The organism is Candidatus Omnitrophota bacterium (assembly GCA_014728045.1).
Taxonomy (GTDB): domain Bacteria; phylum Omnitrophota; class Gorgyraeia; order Tantalellales; family Tantalellaceae; genus WJMH01.
This window is the reverse complement of the sequence record WJMH01000018.1, coordinates 1-15741: the sequence shown is the minus strand read 5'-3', so window position 1 is coordinate 15741 and position 15741 is coordinate 1. Positions and strand designations below refer to the sequence as shown.

17 protein-coding genes and 2 tRNA genes are annotated in these 15741 nt (G+C 52.2%); 16 read left to right on the top strand and 3 right to left on the bottom strand.

Going from position 1 to position 15741, the window contains the following annotated elements; all coding sequences use genetic code 11:
* Window positions 1-2: 2 nt before the first annotated feature.
* Both GF409_06665 and GF409_06660 read left to right on the top strand, forming a co-directional pair.
* Window positions 3-1133 carry an SDR family NAD(P)-dependent oxidoreductase gene (locus tag GF409_06665; protein MBD3426896.1) on the top strand — a complete coding sequence of 377 codons (1131 nt, stop codon included), beginning with the start codon at window positions 3-5 and terminating at the stop codon, window positions 1131-1133.
* 91 nt (window positions 1134-1224) lie between these two features.
* Window positions 1225-1644 (top strand): hypothetical protein, encoded by a 420-nt coding sequence (locus GF409_06660; protein MBD3426895.1) that lies wholly within the window; start codon window positions 1225-1227, stop codon window positions 1642-1644.
* A 55-nt stretch (window positions 1645-1699) separates the two neighbouring features.
* On the opposite strand, the gene GF409_06655 is transcribed toward GF409_06660, so the two are convergent.
* A tRNA-Phe gene (locus GF409_06655) sits at window positions 1700-1775 on the bottom strand.
* 119 nt (window positions 1776-1894) lie between these two features.
* Between GF409_06655 and GF409_06650 the strand changes: the two genes are divergently transcribed.
* From GF409_06650 to GF409_06640, 3 genes are all read left to right on the top strand, one after another.
* Entirely contained in the window at window positions 1895-2320 is a 426-nt protein-coding gene (locus GF409_06650; protein MBD3426894.1) for a hypothetical protein, read from the top strand.
* A gap of 64 nt (window positions 2321-2384) precedes the next feature.
* Window positions 2385-2460 (top strand) — tRNA-Thr (locus GF409_06645).
* Window positions 2461-2480: 20 nt separating this feature from the next.
* Window positions 2481-3746, top strand: coding sequence for an MFS transporter (locus tag GF409_06640; GenBank protein ID MBD3426893.1), 1266 nt, complete (start codon window positions 2481-2483; stop codon window positions 3744-3746).
* Here the strand turns inward: GF409_06640 and GF409_06635 are convergent.
* The gene (locus tag GF409_06635) at window positions 3736-3930 is read right to left on the bottom strand and encodes a hypothetical protein (protein ID MBD3426892.1); all 195 of its coding nucleotides are present in this window, start codon (window positions 3928-3930) and stop codon (window positions 3736-3738) included. The two genes, GF409_06640 and GF409_06635, sit on opposite strands and share 11 nt — an antisense overlap.
* 163 nt (window positions 3931-4093) lie before the next feature.
* Here GF409_06635 and rsxC point away from each other — a divergent pair, with 163 nt between their 5' ends.
* The 10 genes from rsxC to GF409_06585 are packed head-to-tail and all read left to right on the top strand — an operon-like array spanning window position 4094 to window position 11620.
* Window positions 4094-5431, top strand: coding sequence for an electron transport complex subunit RsxC (gene rsxC / locus GF409_06630; protein MBD3426891.1), 1338 nt, complete (start codon window positions 4094-4096; stop codon window positions 5429-5431).
* Window positions 5428-6378, top strand: a complete 951-nt coding sequence (locus GF409_06625) for an RnfABCDGE type electron transport complex subunit D (GenBank protein ID MBD3426890.1) — start codon at window positions 5428-5430, stop codon at window positions 6376-6378. The genes rsxC and GF409_06625 overlap by 4 nt, the downstream gene beginning before the upstream one ends.
* Window positions 6375-6941: an FMN-binding protein gene (locus tag GF409_06620; GenBank protein MBD3426889.1), complete on the top strand. Its 567-nt coding sequence runs from the start codon at window positions 6375-6377 to the stop codon at window positions 6939-6941. Before GF409_06625 ends, GF409_06620 begins: the two co-directional genes overlap by 4 nt.
* On the top strand, window positions 6938-7552 hold the full coding sequence (locus GF409_06615) for an RnfABCDGE type electron transport complex subunit E (GenBank protein ID MBD3426888.1): 615 nt from the start codon (window positions 6938-6940) through the stop codon (window positions 7550-7552). The genes GF409_06620 and GF409_06615 overlap by 4 nt, the downstream gene beginning before the upstream one ends.
* 6 nt (window positions 7553-7558) lie before the next feature.
* Window positions 7559-8140 carry an electron transport complex subunit RsxA gene (rsxA, locus tag GF409_06610; protein MBD3426887.1) on the top strand — a complete coding sequence of 194 codons (582 nt, stop codon included), beginning with the start codon at window positions 7559-7561 and terminating at the stop codon, window positions 8138-8140.
* Complete coding sequence (locus tag GF409_06605) at window positions 8133-8939, top strand: 4Fe-4S dicluster domain-containing protein (protein ID MBD3426886.1); 807 nt, start codon at window positions 8133-8135, stop codon at window positions 8937-8939. Before rsxA ends, GF409_06605 begins: the two co-directional genes overlap by 8 nt.
* Window positions 8940-8948: 9 nt before the next feature.
* Window positions 8949-9560: a phosphoribosylglycinamide formyltransferase gene (locus GF409_06600; protein MBD3426885.1), complete on the top strand. Its 612-nt coding sequence runs from the start codon at window positions 8949-8951 to the stop codon at window positions 9558-9560.
* Window positions 9561-9576: 16 nt separating this feature from the next.
* Complete coding sequence (locus tag GF409_06595; GenBank protein MBD3426884.1) at window positions 9577-10863, top strand: phosphopyruvate hydratase; 1287 nt, start codon at window positions 9577-9579, stop codon at window positions 10861-10863.
* Window positions 10845-11120: a hypothetical protein gene (locus GF409_06590; GenBank protein MBD3426883.1), complete on the top strand. Its 276-nt coding sequence runs from the start codon at window positions 10845-10847 to the stop codon at window positions 11118-11120. The genes GF409_06595 and GF409_06590 overlap by 19 nt, the downstream gene beginning before the upstream one ends.
* A complete protein-coding gene (locus tag GF409_06585) occupies window positions 11117-11620 on the top strand; it encodes a hypothetical protein (protein ID MBD3426882.1) in 504 nt (167 codons plus the stop codon). The genes GF409_06590 and GF409_06585 overlap by 4 nt, the downstream gene beginning before the upstream one ends.
* Here GF409_06585 and GF409_06580 read toward each other — a convergent pair.
* Entirely contained in the window at window positions 11617-12954 is a 1338-nt protein-coding gene (locus tag GF409_06580; GenBank protein ID MBD3426881.1) for a hypothetical protein, read from the bottom strand. The genes GF409_06585 and GF409_06580 overlap by 4 nt on opposite strands.
* On the opposite strand from GF409_06580, the gene GF409_06575 reads away from it, so the two are divergent.
* A partial coding sequence (locus tag GF409_06575) for a GNAT family N-acetyltransferase (protein ID MBD3426880.1) occupies window positions 12764-15741 on the top strand: 2978 nt, incomplete at its 3' end. The two genes, GF409_06580 and GF409_06575, sit on opposite strands and share 191 nt — an antisense overlap.

Below are 15741 nucleotides of genomic sequence, written 5' to 3'. Positions count from 1 at the left end.
AAATGAAGAAGAAGGTTTTGATAACCGGAGGCGCGGGTTTTATTGGTTCGTTCATAGCGGACGAACTTGTCTCCGCCGGATACCAGGTCAGGATATACGATAACCTTGCCGCGCAGGTCCACGGCAAGGGAGCCGGTGCTCCGGAATACCTTAGCGAAAAAGCGGAGTTCATACGAGCGGATATATTGGACGCGGATAAATTCTACGAAGCCATGCGCGATGTGGACGTGCTCTTGCATAATGCCGCGGCCGTGGGGGTCGGCCAGTCGATGTATCAGATCCGTCATTACGTTGAGCAGAACTCACTAGGAGCGGCGGTAATACTTGATACCGTGGCCAACAGGAAACATCGCCTGGAAAAGATGGTGGTCGCCTCATCCATGTCGATATACGGTGAGGGTAAATACACCTGTCCCCGATGCGGTGCAGTTTGCCCTGGCCTGAGGGAGAGGGCCCAGATGGAGAAGGGGCAATGGGACCTGGTGTGCCCCGAATGCGGCAGCAAGCTCACCCCCGTCGGCACAGACGAGAAGAAACCGCTTAATCCGACCTCGATTTACGCGGTCACCAAAAGGGACCATGAAGAGGCTTTTCTGGCGGTGGGCAAGGCCTACAGGATACCGACCGTAGCTTTGAGGTACTTTAACGCCTATGGCCCCCGGCAGGCGCTTTCCAACCCGTATACCGGAGTATGTGCGATATTTTCCAGCAGGCTGCTCAACGGCCAAGCTCCCGTTATTTTCGAGGACGGGCTCCAGAGGAGGGATTTTATACACGTCAAGGACATAGCAAGGGCAAACCGGATCGTGATGGAAAAAAAAGAAGCCGATTACGGTGTATTCAATGTGGGGACAGGAAGCCCCAAGACCATACTTGAAGTGGCCAACATACTCGCGAGTAAGATCTGCGGAAAGGGGCAGGTCCAGCCGGAGGTTAAGAATGCCTTTCGGGCGGGCGATATAAGGCACTGTTACGCGGATACCTCGAAAATAGAAAAAACCCTGGGTTTCAAAACCGAGATACCGTTCGAGGATGGGATCGACGACCTTACCGAATGGGTGAAAGAACAGGTGTGTGAAGACAAAAGCGGCGAAGCCCTAAAGCAGTTAAAAGAAAAAGGGCTTGTCGATTGACCAGAGATAAGGCATAATATAGATATACTGGAGTAAAATTGTCTAGCTTTTTATTTTCTTACTTTACTGGTTGATCCAGTTGTGTTATAATATGCCGATCATGACCGAAAGAAGAAAACACAAAAGATATACTCTCGCATATCCTCTTGAAAGCAGAAAAAGCTATGAGAGGAAAAGGCTCGATCTGGTCGATCTGAGCAAGGGTGGGATTGCGTTCACCGCCCCGGAGAGGGTATCCGAGAACGAGAAAGTGGATATACAGATATTCCTCAAAGAGAGGATGTTCGACCTCAAGGCGGTTGTAGTCCACGCCAGGAAGATCAAAGAAAATATCTACGCTATAGGAGCCAGATTCTTTAACGCCCCTGAAGATTTCCGGGCCATCCTGGACAAAGAAGTGGAAGAGATCACCCAGCTTCACAGGGAAAACAACCTGTATAACCGGAAGAACCTTTCTTTCAGGAAAGTTTCCAGGGAATACTTGAGAAATACCCCGCCATCCAAGGCTTGAGACGGAATTTAACCGAATAAACCAAAAAGCCCCTTAAAAAAGGGGCTTTTTATCATGGTGCCGAGGGGCGGAATCGAACCACCGACACAGGGATTTTCAGTCCCCTGCTCTACCGGCTGAGCTACCTCGGCACACGCAAAATATTCATGTGCTGAATAAGTTAACACATAACCAGGTCCAAGTCAAATAAAAATACCCCTCAAAGAACACTCAAAAGGTTGGGCGCAGAGGGGTGTTTTCCAGGGGCGGGATGATGTATAATATATCTTGCTGGCACGGGAGCAAAATGGCAAAACATCTTTCGCAAAAAGCCTTCACGCTGGTGGAACTGGCGATAGTTCTTGCGGTTATAATGGCACTTATAGCCGTAGCTCTGCCCGCTTACTTCAGGTCGACTGAAACAGCCAAAAGGAAACTCTGCCTGAATCAGCAGAAAACGCTTTTTGAGGTCGCGGCGCTCTATGAGGTAGCAGAGCAGCGTTCACTTGAAGGGGCGGGTTCGCAGAAGGGCAGACTGGAAGAACTGGCTTCAGGTGGATATATAAAGGCCGATGCGGTGTTCGAATGCCCTTGCAGTCCGGCGCCGGGCGAGGATGATTACCGGATGGTCTTCGAGGAAGGCGCTATAGCCGATGTGGACTGCACGATCAGGCCCGAGAAGCACAGGTGGCCCTAGTCCCCGAATAATTGTTTCCTTGAAAAAAATCAGGATTAAGTATAAAATTTATCGCATGCACGGGGCCTGCGTAGCTCAGTTGGTAGAGCAAGGCATTCGTAATGCCTAGGTCGGAGGTTCGACTCCTCTCGCAGGCTCCATTCTTTCCGCCAGTAAAACCATGGTTCGATTCAGAGACGTCCTTTTCAGGAAGAATTTTTTCTGCCTGTGGTCCGGCCAGATAATTTCCGAGTTTGGGGACCGCCTTTTCCAGATGGCCCTTATAGCGCTGGTATATTCCAAGCACCCCGGTTCGGTCATGGCGCTTGCCAACCTTCTTTTCTTCATCATAGTGCCCGTTTTCGTGATAGGGCCCCTCGCGGGAGTTTACGTGGACAGGTGGGACCGGAAAAGGGTGATGATAATTTCCGATATCGTAAGAGGTATTCTGGTTTTTCTGGTGCCGTTCTTGGTTCGCCTTGATGTGATGGCCCCGGTCTACATAGTGGTGTTTTTGATCTTCTCGGCCACCCGGTTTTTCCTTCCGTCCAAACTGGCTTTTATCCCGGATATCGTATCCCGGGAGAAGCTCATGGTCGCCAATTCGCTTTCCAATACTACCCGGATGATAGCTACGGTACTGGGGTTCGCAGCGGCCGGGTTCATAGTCAAGTGGATAGGACACGTCTGGGGCTTCTATCTGGACAGCATAAGTTATTTCGTTTCGGCGGCGCTTATCGCGCTGATAACACCGAAAGAAAAACTCGCCAACGTGAAAGAAGAACTGGACATGACCCGAAAGATAATCGAAAAATCCATCAGGACGAACGTCTGGTCCGAGATAGTGGAAGGCTTTGGGCACATGTTCCGCAAGGACAAGATGAAGATGGTGACCAGCACTTTTTTCCTTCTTATGGCCGGGGCTGGTTCGATCTTCTGTATCATAATTGTCTTTATACAGAACTCGTTCGGTTCGGTCACCGAGGATCTGGGTATTTTCGGAGTGTTCCTCGGCCTCGGGCTTTTTCTGGGGACCATGCTGTATGCCAAATACGGCCAGCAGATATCCAAGACCAGGGCGATGTCCGCCGGGTTCATCTTCTGCGGTATTGGTATCTGCCTGTTCGCGGTCTACGCGAACCAAGATCCGCTTTTGGTGGTGGGAGGGGTGCTGATAATGCTTGTCGGCGCCGCGGCGGCCCCCATACTTACTTGTGCCAATACGCTGATACACGTTCTGGTGCCCGCTGAAGTGCGCGGGCGCATTTTCAGTTCAATGGAGGCGGTGGTGCATCTGGCGTTCCTCGTTTTCATGTTTTTGACGGCCGCGCTTTCCAAGGTCGTTTCAAATTTCATCATACTGATGACATGCGGTCTGGTGTTCACCTTTGTAGGCGTGATCGGTGTGGTATTTGCGCGGAAAAAAGAAGAAAATACTAAGGCCTGACCGTTCTTGCGGCGTTCTTCCCCGCAGGATTGAGTATCTCCTTCCAGCAGGATTGGTAAAAATTGCAGAGAGGGCAGCAGATATTTTCCTGATTGTGCTCGCCTCTGTACCATTTGGTCTCACAGGACCAGTAGTTCTGGCATTTCTCGCAACAGTGGAGTTTTTTCGGGTTTTTACGTGGCATAAGTGTTCTCTGATTTGTCTTTTAATAAGCCGGTAAAATAATTATATAACGAAAGAACCATTATTTCAACATCAAGTTTTCAGTCCCGGCCGTAACAATTGACAAAAGACACTGTATATGTATAATTAAAACTCAAATATTTTAATAATATTAAGACCAAAAGATGAAAGAACTTACTTTTCCGGGCGGCGTGCACCCGCCTTATTCCAAGGACATCAGTATAAGGGAACCGCTCAGGGAAGCTCCCCTCCCCAGCGTTGCGGTAGTGCCCCTGTCCCAGCATATAGGCAGCCCTAACCAGGCTGTTGTAAGTAAGGGTGACGTTGTTGAAGAGGGGCAGCTTATCGGCAGCAGCCCCGCGTTCATATCCGCCCCCGTACATTCTCCTATCTCCGGGACTGTAAAGGAGATAAGAAAAGCTTTTCACCCCGCACTGGGGCCGGTCATGTCCGTTGTTATCGAGAGGGACAAGTCGAAAGAGGCGAAGGATTACACTCAGGAAGATGTCGACGCGGAAGCTCTGAGCCCGGAGCAGATCATAGAAAAGGTCAAGGATGCCGGTATAGTTGGAATGGGCGGCGCGGCTTTCCCGACACACGTAAAGCTCAACGTGCCCGAAGGCAAGAAAATAGACACCTTCATAGTCAACGGTGCCGAATGCGAGCCTTATCTTACATGTGATCATGTTCTTATGACCCGCAAAACGCAGGAGATACTGAAGGGAATAGAACTAATAGCCAAAGTTCTGAAGCCGAAAGACATATATATCGGCATCGAGAACAACAAGAAGGCCGCTTTCTTCGCCTTCCAGAAAGCCATCAAGAAAGCCACCCGCAAGGTCTTATCGGATATACATCTTGTTCCGCTGCACACGAAGTACCCGCAGGGCGGAGAGAAGCAGCTTATCCAGGCCATCTCAGGCAGGGAGGTCCCTCCGGGGAAGCTCCCCCTGGATATAGGGTTCCTCGTTCAGAACGTGGGAACGATCAACGCCGTTTATGAAGCGGTACATATGCGTAAACCCCTCATAGAAAGGGTGGTAACCATATCGGGTGATTGTATAAACAGGCCCGGGAATTACCTGATAAGGGTGGGGGCGACTATAAAGGATATCATAGAGCAGTACGGCATCGAGCTTTACCGGGACCCCGAGAAGGTCATAGTCGGCGGGCCCATGATGGGCTTCGCGCAGCCCACGCTTGAGGTGTCGGTCCTCAAGAGCACCAGCGGCATACTGTTCCTCTCGGAGAACCTGGCGAAGACACCGCCTGAAGAAAAGTGCATAAGGTGCGCCAAATGCGTGGACGTCTGCCCGGTGAGGCTGCTGCCCACGGAACTTATGAACAACGTCAAGAACGGTAACTGGCCGGAGGTCAGGGAACTTAACGTGGCCGATTGCATAGAGTGCGGAAGCTGCGCATATATCTGCCCGTCCAGGATACCGCTGATCCAATATATCAAAGAAGGTAAAGAGGTCCTCGTAAGAAAGAAAATGAGATGAAGAAGCTCGCAATAAGTGTTTCTCCACATATAGTTTCGCCGGTCGATACCCGCTACATGATGAAGGGTGTTCTAATAGCCCTGCTACCGGCGATATGTGCCGGCGTCTGGTTCTTCCGGTTAAGGGCGGTGGGTGTTATTCTCGCCTCGCTCGCCGGATGCGTGGTCACCGAATACCTCCTGCAGAGATTCAGGGGCAGGAAGATACGTATTGACGACATGAGCGCGGTGGTGACGGGCATATTGCTGGCGCTTGTGCTTTCACCGGCCATCCCGCTGTGGATGGCTTTTCTGGGGGGTGTCTTCGCCATAGCTCTTGGCAAGGAGGTTTTCGGGGGGCTGGGGCACAATATTTTCAATCCCGCTCTTTTGGCCAGGGCGTTCCTTATGGCGGCATTCCCCGTGGCGCTCACTACATGGTCCCGGCCCATAACTCTGGACGCGGTGACGACCGCCACGCCCCTGGGACTGGCCAAGTTCGACGGGGTTATGACCCCTTACGCGGATCTCTTCCTGGGCAATATCGGCGGATGTATAGGGGAGACCTCTTCACTGGCCATTTTACTGGGCCTTGCGTATTTACTGCATAAGAAAGTGATCGATTACCGCATTCCCGCATCTTATCTTCTGACGGTATTCGTTTTCGCGGGTGTGCTGCATCTTGTCGATGCGGATAAATTCATGCCGCCTCTTTTTCATTTGCTTGCGGGGGGTCTCATGATAGGCGCCGTCTTCATGGCCACAGATCCGGTGACCTCGCCGATAACGGCAAGGGGAAGGTGGATATTCGGCATAGGCTGCGGGCTCATAACCATGATTATAAGGATCTGGGGCGGTTTGCCGGAGGGGGTCATGTACTCGATCCTTCTTATGAACGCCTGCACGCCAATAATTAACAAGTTCACAAGGCCCAGGAGGTTCGGGCTTGAAAAAGGGAGAAAGGCGTGAAGATATTCTCCAAGGACAGCGTATTCGGGATGATACTGGCTCTGGCGGTGGTGGGGATCGCTTCCGGCGCCGTGCTGGTCCTGGTATATAATTATTCCATGCCCAAGATAAAGGTCAACGTTAACGCTGAAACCGACAGAGGCATAAGAAAACTTTTCTTTGACGCTTCCAGGATAACCTATGACAAGGAAGAGAAGATCTACAGGGTTGAAGATGAAACTGGTAAACTGCTGGGGTACGCTTTCATCGCCGAGGGCAACGGCTACCAGGGCGTGATCAAGCTTCTCGTAGGTGTCAATGCCTCTCTCTCGGAGATAATGGGTATCGAGGTCCTCGAGTCGCAGGAGACACCCGGGCTGGGAGCCGAGATCGCCGAACCGGACTTCAGGAAGCAGTTCGCCGGGCTTTCTACGGCGCACCCGATCGAACTGCTCAAAAATCAGGAGCCCACCAAGAAATACCAGGTGGAAGCCGTGACCGGCGCGACGATCTCTTCGAGGGCGGTGGTGAGCTCGATCAACAGGAAACTGGAAAAAGTACGCAGGGTGCTGAGAAAAAAATGACAAAGGATTTTTTAAAAGGTTTATGGAAAGAGAACCCCGTTTTCGTGCAGGTTCTGGGGATGTGCCCGACGCTTGCGGTGACGACCAAGGCGATCTTCGGGCTGTCCATGGGGCTGGCGACGACCTTCGTGGTGGTCTCCTCCGGTGTCGTGGTATCCGCCATAAGGCGGTTCGTTCCCAACCAGGTCAGGATACCCATGTTCACCGTGATCATCGCCACGTTCGTGACGGCGGCGGACTACTTTTTGAAAGCGAACTTTTTCCAGATAAGCAAGGCCCTCGGCCCCTATGTGCCGCTTATCGTGGTCAACTGCCTCATCCTCGGCAGATCGGAGGCCTTCGCCTCCAAGCACGGGGTTTTCAGGTCCTTTCTTGACGCTGCGGGGATGGGTGCGGGGTTCACATGCGCTCTTGTGATACTGGGTTCAGTGAGAGAGCTTCTGGGCTCGGGAACACTTTTCGGTCTGCCGGTAATGTGGGAAGGGTTCACCAAATGGGTGGTCATGGTCCTGCCCGCCGGAGCTTTCATAACCCTGGGGCTGCTGGTGGGGATCTTTAACATTATAGACAAAGCCGTGAAAAAGAAAAAGGCGGCATCAGCCGGGAAATAATCCATTATGGAAAAACTCATTCTGATACTCATAGCGGCAAGCATAACCAATAATTTCGTGCTTACCTATTTTCTGGGGATATGCCCGTTTATAGGCGTCTCCAATAAAATGGACAGCGCGGTCGGACTGGGGATGGCCACCACTTTCGTGATGACGATGGCGGCGACGGTGACCTGGCTTATTTACTATTACATACTCGTTCCATATAACCTGGTCTTCCTGCAGTATGTCACGTTCATAATCGTAATTGCCAGTTTCGTGCAGTTCGTGGAGATGTTCATCCGGAAGATGTCGCCTCAGCTTTACAAGGCTCTGGGGATATTCCTGCCGCTTATAACCACCAACTGCGCGATCCTGGGGCTGACGCTTTTCATGGTGCTGAAGGACTATAACTTCATCGAGGCCATTGTTTACGGTCTGGGAGCGGGGATAGGTTTTACCATAGCTTTAGTTCTGATGGCGGGTATCCGTGAGCAGCTGGAGTTCTCGGACATACCCGGGCCTCTTAAGGGTGCCGGGATAACCTTGATACTCGCGGGAATGCTCGCGCTGGCCTTCATGGGATTCGGAGGGATAATAAGTGGATAATCTTATACTGGCGGCAATATTGAGCATGGCGGGTCTTTCGGTGGCTTTTGCGGCCGTACTGGCCTTTGCCGACAAGAAGCTCCGAGTGGAAGAGGACCCGCGCATAGCCGAGGTCCTTAAACACCTGCCGCATGTTAACTGCGGGGCGTGCGGGTACCTGAACTGCCATGATTTCGCGGAGCATGTCATCAAGGAGGGAGAAGACCCGGCCAAATGCAAACCCCTCGGGGAGGAAGCCCAGCAGATGCTTTATGATTACCTGGGCAAGGAAGGAAAGGAAAAGTTCCCCAGAATAGCCCTGGTCCATTGCGCTGCCGAATACGAACACAAGAAAACGGATACGGTGTATACGGGCGTTAAGACCTGTATCGCCGCCAACGCGGCTTTCGGCGGAGGCATGGAGTGCGAGTACGGGTGTATGGGTTTCGGAGACTGCGTGGAGGTCTGCCCCTTCGGCGCGATGCATATGGAGAAGGGCCTCCCGCGCGTAGATGCGGAAAAATGCACAGGCTGCGGGAAATGCGCCGAAGCCTGCCCCAGGGGCATCATAAGCATACAGCAGAAGAAATACGACGATCTCTATTACGTGGCGTGCTCATCGCATGACGACATGATGAGGGTAAGAAAGATCTGCTCGGTGGGGTGTATCGCGTGCGGTATCTGCGAAAAGCTTTCGCCTGAGAAGTATTTCGAGGTCAAGGACAATCTTTCCTATCCGAATTTCGAGAAACAGTCGGACCGGGAAGAACTTGAGAAAATAGCGCCCAAATGCCCGACCAAGGTCATAAAAAAAGCGTAAGCAGGATCAATGAACATAGCGGTTTTCGTATCAGGTAACGGCAGCAATCTGCAGGCCCTGCTGGATGAGGCTTCCCGGGGCAGGCTCTCCGGGGGAGAGATCAAGCTGGTGGTATCTGACAAAAAAGAGGCTTTTGCCCTTGAGCGCGCCGAAAAGGCCGGGGTAAAGACACTTGTAAAAGAAGCGGATCCGTCCCAATCCCGTGAGGAATACGATCGCCAGATCGCCGAACATCTCGAAAAAGAAAAAATAGATCTGATCGTGCTTGCCGGGTTCATGAGGCTTTTGAGCGAGCGGTTCGTGAATAGATACCGCGGTCGGATAATGAACGTCCATCCGGCGTTACTGCCTTCGTTCAAGGGTACCCACGGAATAAGGGACGCCTTGGACTACGGGGTCAAGGTGACCGGCGTTACCGTGCATTTCGTGGACGAAGGGCTTGATTCGGGACCGGTGATAATGCAGGAATGCCTGGAGATCAGGGAGAATGAATCCCTGGACTCGCTGGAAGAGAGAATACACGAGCTGGAACACCGGATGTACCCGGCCGCTGTCAGGTCTTTCGTTGAAGGCCGCATTAAGGTCGAAGGAAGAAAGGTCACTATATTACAGGACAAATAAGAAAAGGAGAACAGATATGTCTACGAAGATAAAGGAAGTAAAAGGACGGGAGATCATGGATTCCAGGGGCAACCCCACCGTTGAGGTGGACGTCGTGCTGGAAGATGGTTCCTTAGGCAGGGCCGCCGTTCCCAGCGGCGCTTCTACCGGGGAACACGAAGCGGTCGAGCTTCGTGACGGGGACAAGACCAGGTACATGGGAAAAGGCGTTACCAAGGCCGTCAGTAACGTTAACGGACAGATCGCCTCGAAGGTAAAAGGCATGGACGCTGTTGACCAGAAAGCGCTGGATGAAGCGCTCATAGAACTTGACGGAACCCCCAACAAGGCGAAAATGGGGGCCAACGCCATACTCGGGGTCTCGCTTGCCGCCGCCAAGGCCGCGGCTGCTTCAAAAGGCCTTCCGCTGTTCAAATACATCGGGGGAGATGACGCGCGCATACTGCCCATACCCATGATGAACATCCTTAACGGGGGTGAGCACGCGGACAATAACGTGGACCTCCAGGAGTTCATGGCTATGCCGATTGGCGCCTCGTCCTTCAAAGAGGCCCTCAGGATGGGCTCTGAGGTCTTTCATAACCTTAAGAAGATCCTCCATGCGATGGGTCTTGCCACTTCCGTGGGGGACGAAGGGGGCTTCGCGCCCAACCTTCAGTCAAACGAAGAAGCGGTCGAGGTGATAATAAAGGCCATTGAGCAGGCGGGCTATCAGCCGGGCAAGGACATATCCATAGCGCTCGACCCGGCATCCAGTGAATTCTACAAGGACGGCAATTACGTCCTGAACGCCGAGAAGGATCCGGAAAAAAGTCCCGAGAAGATGGTGGATTTCTATAAACAGTGGGTTGAAAAATATCCCATAGTTTCGGTGGAGGACGGTATGGCCGAGGACGACTGGGACGGGTGGAAGAAGCTCACCGAAAAGATCGGGAGCAAGGTCCAGCTTGTAGGGGATGACCTCTTTGTGACCAATACCGAAAGGCTGAAAGAGGGAATAGAAAAGGGCATCGCCAATTCCATACTCATCAAGGTCAACCAGATAGGCACGCTTAGCGAAACCCTTGAAGCGATAAAGATGGCCAAGGAGGCGGGCTACACGGCGGTCATCTCGCACCGTTCCGGGGAAACCGAAGACACCACGATAGCGCATCTGGCGGTAGCCACCGGGGTGGGTCAGATCAAGACTGGCTCGACATCGCGCACGGACCGGGTGTGTAAATACAACGAACTTCTGCGCATCGAGGAAATGCTCGGGGATAAAGCGCTTTACGGCAGCACCGTATGGGAAAAAAGAGGATAATAATATACGGGATATCGGTTCTTGCTCTTTTAGCCGTTATATTCCTTCCGGGGTATTCAGAGCTTCACAGGCTCAAAGAGGATAACGACCAGCTTAGAAGTCGTATATCCCTCCTGGAGGAACATAACGAGTTGCTTAAGGAGGAGATGCAGAAACTGAAGCAGGACCCGGACTACATAGAGCGGAAGGCCCGCACAAAACTGGGCATAGTGAAAAAAGGCGAGATAATCTACAGGAAAGACCACGGCGGGGAATGATGAGACTCTGGGACCGTAAATTCCTGGACAATAAATCCAAGTATATCGGGCAGGCCCTTCTTGGGGGGCTTGCCGTTGGCATTGCCCTGCAGGTTTTCGACGTTGTCAATAAGCCTGTTATCATAGCTTCTTTCGGGGCCAGCGCCTTTATCGCTTTTACAATGCCCCACCAGTCCATATCCCGCCCAAGGTGTCTTATAGGGGGCTATGCGCTCGGGCTCATATCCGGGGTGATACTGAGCAATCTGACGGTTTTCCCGGCTGAAACCTACCTTTTGCAGAAAGAGATCGAAATAACGGGCGGGGCGATAGCCGTTGCTCTTGCGATGTTCATGATGGCGATAACCAATACCGAGCATGCACCTGCCACGGGAGTCGCTCTGGGCCTTGTTATTAACGAATGGGACCTTATGACTCTGGTCCAGATCATGGCCGGTATTATTATCATATCCCTTATACAGAGAATGCTCAAGCCTTGGATGATCGACCTTATAGATTAGGAAGTTTTCTCTTTAAGGAAGGACCTGACCTGGTCTATCCCTTCCAGTCCCTGTGTAGCGCCGTGTGAGGAACAGATGATCGCCGAAACCGCTGAAGCGAACCGCAGAGTCTGCTTTATCTTTTTACCGAAAGCGTCACTGCCGTTTTTTGTATAGCTGTAGATAAGGCCCGCCGTGTAAGCGTCCCCGGCGCCTATGGTGTCCGAGACGCTTACCCTGAAAGCCGGCTGTTCTATTCTTTTCGTGCCGTCCCAGAAAAAAGAGCCCTTCCCGCCCCTGGTCACTATGATTGCGCCCTTGAGGCTTCTCGCGATCTTTTTCAGGGCTTTATCGATGGATCTTGCCTGGGTTACGTTGAGAGCGTCTTCTTCGCTGAGCTTGAGCAGGTCGACGTAGGCAAGGATCTTTTTTATCCTTTCCCGGGCTTTTCTTTTAGTGGGTATCTTCCTTGCCCGCCAGTTGGGGTCGTACGTTACGAAGACCTTTTTTTCTCTTGCCATGCGGAGCCTTTTCATGACGGGCCCGAAAAAGGCGTCGCTGTAAGAGAAGAAAGAACTTGTATGGAACAGTGCGGCGGACTTGAACGGCACCCGGCAAAGATGCCGGGCGGTGTCCTTGTGGCGTTTGCGCTTACCGTAAAAGAGATATGAGGAATCTCCCCGTGGGTCTATCTGCGCTATGGCAAGCGGGGTATTTATGTTCTTGTCCTTTACTATATGGCTAGTGTCGATATTCTTGTTGTTGAGTATCTCAATGAGGGAGTTACTTAAAAAGTCCGTCCCCAGCCTTGTCATGAGCATGACCTTAAGCCCCAGAAGGGAAAGGATGATAGAGGTGTTAGTGGCCGACCCGCCGGGGAAGGCCTCGAGACTTATGCCGCGGGGGCCTTTATCCAGCACCAAGTCGAACAGGGCTTCTCCGCAGCAAATGATCTTCTTTTTTTCAGGCTTGGACATATACCAGCAATAATAGCACACAAATATCCACATAACAAGCAGGGCATAGTAACAAAAAACACTTATTCCAAGCTTTTTATTGACATAACTAACTTTTTTATGGTATAATTTGGCTTCGGCTGTAACTATATAAGGATAACTATATATGACAATCTTTATTATATTAATAGGTACCTGGTAAATCATTATGATGAACATATATAAAAATTGCAGAACCTGGACCAGGATGATCTCGCTGGGCGTGGTCTTTTTATTCCTCATCAACCAGCATTCGTTCGCTTTTGGCCAGATCTCCCGCGCGGAGAACGCATCTACGCTTTCTCCGGTATCACGCATAAAACCCGTAATTACCCTTGAGGAGCGCAACGGAAGGATCATCCTTCTGGAAAACGATGAAGAAAAAAAACGTTTCACCTCCTCCTTTCAGCGGGATGCCGGATTTATATATCTCAGCACGCTGATTACACAGGTTCTAAACAGGTTCGGTCCCGCCACGAGCGCCGAGGTGGTCAAGAACCTTATCAGGGATCACCTATCCCACGTTGATATGGGCCCTTTCAGGTGGCAGAAGCTATACAAGGAAGGTGAGGTCTTCTGCCTGCCGTACGTGAGAGAGGACGGGCAGAAGCAGCTTCTCAGGTTCTCTTTCGCCCGGGGCGAAAAGGCCAGCTTTCCCGATACCGTCATGCTGAAGTTCGACGACCGAACGCGATCGCTGCTTGAAGACCCTCTTATAGGGAACAAGAGGGATCTGCGATTCGATCTTTACACGGATCTGCCCGATGAGCGGAAAAATTCGGAACTGTTCGAACTGATAAGAAAGATGAACGATGATTTCGGCACGAGGAGCCTCCAGACGGATGCTTCCTTCAAAATGGCTCTGGATGTTATCTGGGGCAGGCCTGATCACGGGCAAATAAAGAACGCCATGATAGCCTCGGACCGGGAAGGCAGACCTGTCGGCATTTACTGTTTTTCGGTCTCTTCTGATCCGGCCGAGCCGATCGCCTGGGCCGACGGCATCTATGTTAACGAAAGCGACCGGGGCAGGGGAGCGGGAAGAACCCTCAGGGAAGTTCTTCTTGATCACCTTAAGAGTTCGGGAGTTAAAGAGTTCAGGATAGGCGATACAGAGAACGACCATCCGGGAGTGCGCCTGGGCGGTGCCGCGCAGGCCATAACGAGATCCTTTGTTGAACGGCACCATGATGCGGTTATACATATCCGGTTCTATCCTGATGGCAGTATCTGGGAGGTCTCTGTGGACCTTGAACAGGTGGAGCCGCTTTATAAGTACCGGACCGGTGACGGGGATATGCCCGCGGTGATGATGGCCAAATCGGACCTGTATGACTGGCTACAGTATATACCGACCCACGAGAAAGAACACCACAGGGTGATCAACAGTGCGTGGGAACAAATATGGAACGAGGAATATGACCTTCCCGGCGATGACGATATAGTCAGGGATATACGGGACCGTCTTGGTCCGGATGATGAGAATATACCGCTTCATGTGCAGTGTCCCCCGCAAAAGAAGCTTTACGATCGGATATACCAGTTGGATAGATCCTTCCGGGAACGAGAAGGCAAGAGGCTTTTCCCGCCAAGAGAGGATTTCAGGCTTTTAACCCACGCGGGGACATGGAGAGAGGCAGATGGCGCTCCCAGAAGTTTTAATCTTCTGATACCGCGTGAGGAACTCGACTTCATTAGATGGCTGAAGAAGAATGAAGATGCCGCCTATAGTGACTGGCTTGACCATGAAGCAACCCACCTTATGGACCGTTCGATGAAGAAAAAGGGCCGCGAGTTGTCCGAGAGCGTAATAAGCGACCTTTACCCGGTAAGGCGGCTTGTAAGAGTATACGCTGATTATCAGGCCGAAAAAGCTCTTGCCGGTTTTGATATGGGAGCGTATCTCGAAAAGCTTGACGCGCCCGCCCTGCAAGGACACTATTTTCCCGGGTTCATGCTTTTCGAAGACAGGGTGGACTCGATCATACATGATATGGTGAGAACTGGCGCACCCGCCAGACACCAAATGTACCTGAAACTGCTCGGCGACCTTGCGGCTGACTTTGCGTATGAGCCCGGAAAGGGAGTGCGCGGTCCTTCCAGCCGCGCCTTGTATGTGATCCAGGCCGCGTCAGAAAGAGGATATTTCACTGTCACGCCCGACCTGAGAGCGATGTCCTGGCAGGGGAGATACCAGCCGGGCATGTACCAGGGAGAGCATCTAAAACTGAAAGCGGATGCCAGAGAGGCCGCGTTGAAAGAGCTGGCGCTTTTTTACCGCAGGATCACCGCCGAGGCGCTTAAGGCCTTTTCCAGACGTCCGGAAAAGGTCGCATCCTGCCTGGACCTGGAGTTCATTTACCCGGCTTTCTATTTCGGTATCCTGGATGTCGTGAGAGCGGATTCGGAAAATTATTCGGAAGATGTCGAAGTGCGCCGTGCCGCCGCGGGGACTCTGGCGGACCTTATCCGGACAAGGACTTTGTACTTAAGCGCTATTAAAGGCATGGAGAAAGCGACCGGAAGCGTTCTCTTTGCGGGGGGCGCGGGCGGGGAAATGGCTATCAGGGAAAACAACCGTATGATAGTGGACAGTATCGGCAGGGTCGTGCTTGGAGAAGACCCCATGGAGAAGGATCTCAGGGTCAGGAATGTGCTCCTAAAAGTCCTGTCCGAACATGTCGACAGAGGAATGTATGACTCGCTTGTTCTGGTGGAATCGCTTTTCGAGACCTGCGGGGATACCGAGGAATCTGACTATAATCCCCTTAAGGGGGCCATTACCGCTCATCTGGTCCGGGCCGTGCTCCGTAACGGTGAAGCCTCTTCGATAAAATACCTCAGGCGCCTGGCGCGCAAAAAGCGTTCTCATACTTCCGCGGTCATCAGGCTCGCGCTGGAAGGCGAAGAGGCAGGGAAAAAGTCCGGCAAAGGAGGCGCGGGGCTCTACGGTCTAGCTTTTCCCGGGGTGGTGCTCGCTTACTCGGCCGGTGAAGATCTTTATCCCGTCATTGATGCGATCCTCGGCGTCTCCCTGCTCGTAGGCGTGCCGTTGCTTTTATATCATGCGCTCCGTCTGGGCGCGGCCGTCATGATCACAATGAGACCCCGTCATCGCGTGATCGCAGAGCTGGCCCTGGGCGGGGT

Coding starts and splice junctions, on each gene's coding strand:
- GF409_06665 (MBD3426896.1), top strand. CDS start 3: ATGAAGAAGAAGGTTTTGATAACCGGAGGCGCGGGTTTTATTGGTTCG.
- GF409_06660 (MBD3426895.1), top strand. CDS start 1,225: ATGCCGATCATGACCGAAAGAAGAAAACACAAAAGATATACTCTCGCA.
- GF409_06650 (MBD3426894.1), top strand. CDS start 1,895: ATGATGTATAATATATCTTGCTGGCACGGGAGCAAAATGGCAAAACAT.
- GF409_06640 (MBD3426893.1), top strand. CDS start 2,481: ATGGTTCGATTCAGAGACGTCCTTTTCAGGAAGAATTTTTTCTGCCTG.
- GF409_06635 (MBD3426892.1), bottom strand. CDS start 3,930: ATGCCACGTAAAAACCCGAAAAAACTCCACTGTTGCGAGAAATGCCAG.
- rsxC (MBD3426891.1), top strand. CDS start 4,094: ATGAAAGAACTTACTTTTCCGGGCGGCGTGCACCCGCCTTATTCCAAG.
- GF409_06625 (MBD3426890.1), top strand. CDS start 5,428: ATGAAGAAGCTCGCAATAAGTGTTTCTCCACATATAGTTTCGCCGGTC.
- GF409_06615 (MBD3426888.1), top strand. CDS start 6,938: ATGACAAAGGATTTTTTAAAAGGTTTATGGAAAGAGAACCCCGTTTTC.
- rsxA (MBD3426887.1), top strand. CDS start 7,559: ATGGAAAAACTCATTCTGATACTCATAGCGGCAAGCATAACCAATAAT.
- GF409_06600 (MBD3426885.1), top strand. CDS start 8,949: ATGAACATAGCGGTTTTCGTATCAGGTAACGGCAGCAATCTGCAGGCC.
- GF409_06595 (MBD3426884.1), top strand. CDS start 9,577: ATGTCTACGAAGATAAAGGAAGTAAAAGGACGGGAGATCATGGATTCC.
- GF409_06590 (MBD3426883.1), top strand. CDS start 10,845: ATGGGAAAAAAGAGGATAATAATATACGGGATATCGGTTCTTGCTCTT.
- GF409_06585 (MBD3426882.1), top strand. CDS start 11,117: ATGATGAGACTCTGGGACCGTAAATTCCTGGACAATAAATCCAAGTAT.
- GF409_06580 (MBD3426881.1), bottom strand. CDS start 12,954: ATGATCCTTCCGTTGCGCTCCTCAAGGGTAATTACGGGTTTTATGCGT.